Genomic DNA, 4,104 nt, shown 5'->3' on the forward strand with positions numbered 1-4,104 from the left:
GGTTTCAACCGTGAGTCCTTGCTCGACCTCTCGGGTTTGCTCTTTGCCCATACCCACGGAAACGTCTAAAGCATGGCCTATTTTGGTCAGCAAGGCTTGCTCGTGAAAACCACCGATATTATGCAACTGGCTCGACTCAAAACATAAAGTCCGCGAGAAATCTTGCGTACTTTCCAGCACTAAGTAGACCACCACGTCATCACGATGCGACTGCGCGGTAAAAATAGCGTTCATGAGTACGTGGGCCAAAATTTCTGTGTGGGCTTCTTGCCCAACAGAGGCTAAAAAAGTCTGTTTATCCGTAGAAGCGGCGCGGGCCCTTACAACAAAAGCTCTCATGTGACTAACTCAATTCATTCAATAAAGCACGGACTCTATCACAATCTCCATCCTCTGGAATAGTCATCAACCAGTGAAGCTACGGTTCGCTCGTCAACACAGCTTTGCTTTTCGGGAGCCCCAATGAAATGAGAGTGGTCAGCAGCAGAAAACCAAACGAAACCCACAAACACGCCGCTAATCCCCAAAGTTGGAAAACCCACCCGGAAAGCACGGTACCGATTAAACGCCCCATCGCGTTTGCCATGTAGTAAAAGCCAACATCAAGCGAGACGCCATCACCCTTGGCATAGCTCACGATTAAATAGGAATGCAGCGATGAGTTAATTGCAAAGACAGCGCCGAAAAGCAGTAATCCCGCGATGATCACGACTTCCGGATGCCACTGCGCTTGAATGCTGTAGGCGATTAAACCTGTGATCAGCGCCAATAGCGCCGCCCAACCGAGCGCAGAGCGCCCATCTGGCACTTGACCTGAAGTACTGCCCGTTATTTTAGGGGCAAACCCTTGGATCACTCCGTAGCCAATCACCCACAGTGCTAAAAAGCCGCCCACGGCGCTATGATCCCAACCAAAAACACTGCCCAGATAAATGGGTAAAGCAATCACAAACCAAACGTCTCGCGCGCCGAACAAAAACAGGCGAGCCGCTGATAAGATGTTCACGCTGCGTGATTTGGAAAAAATCTCTGAAAATTTCGGTTTGTTTTTGGCTTTGCCAATATCGGCTTGCAAGCTGAGCAAACTGCCGATAAAAACCAATAACAATACCGCCGCCATAGCCGCTACCGCATATTGAAAGCCGATCCAAGAGAGCAAGACGCCACCGAGAAAAAAGCCGGCCCCTTTTAGAGCGTTTTTTGAACCCGTAAGAATGGCTATCCACTTGTAGAGTGCCCCTTGTGCATTTTCAGGGACTAATGTTTTGATCGCACTTTTTGCACTCATTTTATTGAGATCTTTGGCGATGCCCGATAACGCCTGCGCCGCCATCACCCAAGGAATGGTTAACCATGCAGCAGGTACAGCAAGCATCAAGAGCGCGAATATTTGCATGCCAAGGCCAATATTCATGGTGCGATTCAGCCCTAAACGCGCACCAAGCCAACCGCCAATCAGGTTAGTGACCACGCCAAAAAATTCATAAAAGAGAAACAAAGACGCAATCGCTAAGGTCGAATAACCCAAATCATAAAAATACAACACCACCAACATGCGCAGCGCGCCGTCAGTGACGGTAAAATTCCAATAATTAAAAGTCACCAACATGTACTGGCGAACGTTTTGGTTGAGTTGAGGCAACATAATCACTCTCTTTGCAAAAGAGCCGCCTAAGGCAGCTCTTTGGGACTGTTATTGATTAACAAATTGTTTGATGTACTCAACTTGTACATCTTTGGTAAACGCACCCGGTCTTAATGATTGAACTTGAGTAATAATGTTTTGCAGTTCCCAGCCTTTCTCCAGCAATAAATGAGCAGCAAGTAAACCAGTACGACCCGATCCACCCATGCAATGCATGGCAATCTTATCTCCCTTGGCAAGCGCCTGATGAAGTGATGGGGAGATACTTTGCCAATGCGTTTGAAACTGATGGTCGGGCGCGCAATCATCTTCAATTGGGGCGTGAAACCATTGCAGCCCCGCTTGTTCAACCACTTTAGGCAAGTCGCCAACGCCTTTCTCTTGCATCTCTTCGTGACTTAGAGCCGTCACCACAACGGTAACACCTTGAGATCTCAGTTGTTCAATACTCTCAACCAAAGGAAGATCTTTTGTCCCCGGGCAAGGCGTCAATACCAAACCAGCACTGTTTTCTGCAACGGACAGTTCCCATGTAGGATGTGTCATTTCTTTGCTCCTTTATGCCAAACCGACTTTGCGTACTAATTCTGCGGTACGCGTTGCGTAACCCATTTCGTTATCATACCAAGCGTAAATTTTCACCATGCGCTTGCCCACCACCATGGTCGAGAGTGCGTCGACAATCGTTGAGCGTTGATCGCCTTTGTAATCAATCGACACCAGTGGGCGCGCTTCAAAACCGAGAATGCCTTTGAGCTCATTTTCTGAAGCCGCTTTCAGTAGCGCGTTGACTTCTTCCGCGCTGGTATCGCGTTTCACATCAAAAATAATGTCGGTTAACGAGGCATTGGCTAGCGGCACACGCACCGCGTGACCGTTAATTTTGTCTTTCAGATCGGGGAAGATTTCCACAATCGCTGTCGCAGAACCGGTTGTGGTCGGGATAAGGCTCATACCACACGCACGAGCGCGGCGTAGATCTTTATGCGGTGCATCCAAAATGGTTTGCGTGTTGGTTAAATCATGAATGGTCGTAAACGATGAGTGTTCAATACCAAGTTGCTCGTGAATCACTTTGACGATAGGCGCAATGCAGTTGGTGGTACAAGACGCAGCGGTCACAATCTGGTGTTTCTCTGGATCAAAAATGTGATCGTTCACACCAACCACAATGTTAGCAATCCCATCTTCTTTGACTGGCGCGGAAACAACCACGCGTTTAACACCTTGCGCTAAATACTGATTCAAAAACTCAGATTTGCGGTGTTTGCCTGTTGCTTCGATGACCACATCACAACCAGACCAATCGACATCACTGATCGCTTTTTGTTGTGAGGTACGAATAATCTGACCGTTGGCAATGATCGCATTACCGTCGCTTGTCACTTCATGATGCCAACGGCCTTGTATTGAATCAAATTCGAGCAAATGAGCCAAGGTCGCCGCGTCACCCGCAACATCGTTAATCTGGATAAATTCGATCTCAGGCCAATCAAATGAGGCTCTTAATGCTAAACGACCAATACGACCAAACCCGTTAATTCCGACTTTAATAGACATTTTTATTTCCTTTTATCCCTTCTAAACACAGCATTCTGGGCGAGATTTCATCTCTGCCAGCCTTTGCATATCCTGTTGGTATTCTTGTTTCAGGCAGTTGGACTCCACCAGCCCTTGAATTTGTTTTCTCATCCATCCGGGCAGTTGGTCCGAGAGCCGATAAAACACCCATTGCCCTTGCCTTGTATCAACCACCACACCACTGGAACGAAGTAGAGCCAAATGGCGAGAAATTTTCGGTTGGCTTTCATTTAACGCTTGCGTCAACTCGCCGACACACACTCGTTGCTCGCGTGTAATCATGAGCAAACAGCGCACTCGCGTTTCATCGGACAGCAATTTAAAAAACTGATGAGGTAGCATTTCATTAATCTCTGCATATGCGGATGTACATATATATCATATAAAAAGAAATCGCTGTCAATATAAAAGTTACCGCTGAATAAAAGTTACCGCTGACTTTTAAAGGATGATGTTAAAGCGAGAAGTAAAATAGCTGACAGCATGTTGCAGGACTTTTGTTGCATTTTGATTACAATCGATTTCCCAATAAACCTGTTTTTGATATGCCTCTCGGCGTCTATCGTGTTGGTACATCGCATAGTTAATATCGATCACATAATCGTAAGCGGGCTCTAACCTCTGTGTCGGCTCGATGAAGGTGTAGCCAAAGTAACCCAACTTTTCCAAATGGCTTTGCTCGGGTAAGTCGATGCCGTCAATCGCTTCAAAAGTAATCTCATAGAAACTTCCAGCATTGATATACAACAGTTGAGCAGCGATACAAGCAAGGTCAGAGTTAGGGAAGCTAATCAAATGAACGGTTCTTTTATCTATCATATTGCCAGCCTCCTTTACTGACATACTTAATTAAGTGGGTGTGTTTAGCAGAATATAGA

General features: G+C 46.5%; 5 protein-coding genes and 1 pseudogene. All 6 read right to left on the bottom strand.

Features of this window, described 5'->3' with window-relative positions; translation table 11 throughout:
• Nucleotides 1–339: pseudogene (locus tag B9J84_RS00605) on the bottom strand (tRNA (pseudouridine(54)-N(1))-methyltransferase TrmY); the annotation flags it as partial.
• 79 nt (nucleotides 340–418) lie between these two features.
• Entirely contained in the window at nucleotides 419–1,651 is a 1,233-nt protein-coding gene (arsJ, locus tag B9J84_RS00610; RefSeq protein WP_094123289.1) for an organoarsenical effux MFS transporter ArsJ, read from the bottom strand.
• 42 nt (nucleotides 1,652–1,693) lie between these two features.
• Nucleotides 1,694–2,191 carry a cyclin-dependent kinase inhibitor 3 family protein gene (locus tag B9J84_RS00615; RefSeq protein ID WP_094123290.1) on the bottom strand — a complete coding sequence of 166 codons (498 nt, stop codon included), beginning with the start codon at nucleotides 2,189–2,191 and terminating at the stop codon, nucleotides 1,694–1,696.
• Nucleotides 2,192–2,203: 12 nt separating this feature from the next.
• Nucleotides 2,204–3,205 carry an ArsJ-associated glyceraldehyde-3-phosphate dehydrogenase gene (locus B9J84_RS00620; RefSeq protein ID WP_094123291.1) on the bottom strand — a complete coding sequence of 334 codons (1,002 nt, stop codon included), beginning with the start codon at nucleotides 3,203–3,205 and terminating at the stop codon, nucleotides 2,204–2,206.
• A gap of 21 nt (nucleotides 3,206–3,226) precedes the next feature.
• Nucleotides 3,227–3,568 carry a metalloregulator ArsR/SmtB family transcription factor gene (locus tag B9J84_RS00625; RefSeq protein WP_094123292.1) on the bottom strand — a complete coding sequence of 114 codons (342 nt, stop codon included), beginning with the start codon at nucleotides 3,566–3,568 and terminating at the stop codon, nucleotides 3,227–3,229.
• A gap of 99 nt (nucleotides 3,569–3,667) precedes the next feature.
• A complete protein-coding gene (locus B9J84_RS00630; RefSeq protein WP_094123293.1) occupies nucleotides 3,668–4,045 on the bottom strand; it encodes a hypothetical protein in 378 nt (125 codons plus the stop codon).
• Nucleotides 4,046–4,104 lie beyond the last annotated feature (59 nt).

Origin of the sequence: Vibrio sp. V03_P4A6T147 (assembly GCF_002241085.1) — a bacterium.
Classification (GTDB): Bacteria; Pseudomonadota; Gammaproteobacteria; order Enterobacterales; family Vibrionaceae; genus Vibrio; species Vibrio anguillarum.

Bases quoted from the DNA above. Each gene is read 5' to 3' on its own strand.
- B9J84_RS00615 (WP_094123290.1), bottom strand. From the start codon at position 2,191: ATGACACATCCTACATGGGAACTGTCCGTTGCAGAAAACAGTGCTGGT.
- B9J84_RS00620 (WP_094123291.1), bottom strand. From the start codon at position 3,205: ATGTCTATTAAAGTCGGAATTAACGGGTTTGGTCGTATTGGTCGTTTA.
- B9J84_RS00625 (WP_094123292.1), bottom strand. From the start codon at position 3,568: ATGCTACCTCATCAGTTTTTTAAATTGCTGTCCGATGAAACGCGAGTG.
- B9J84_RS00630 (WP_094123293.1), bottom strand. From the start codon at position 4,045: ATGATAGATAAAAGAACCGTTCATTTGATTAGCTTCCCTAACTCTGAC.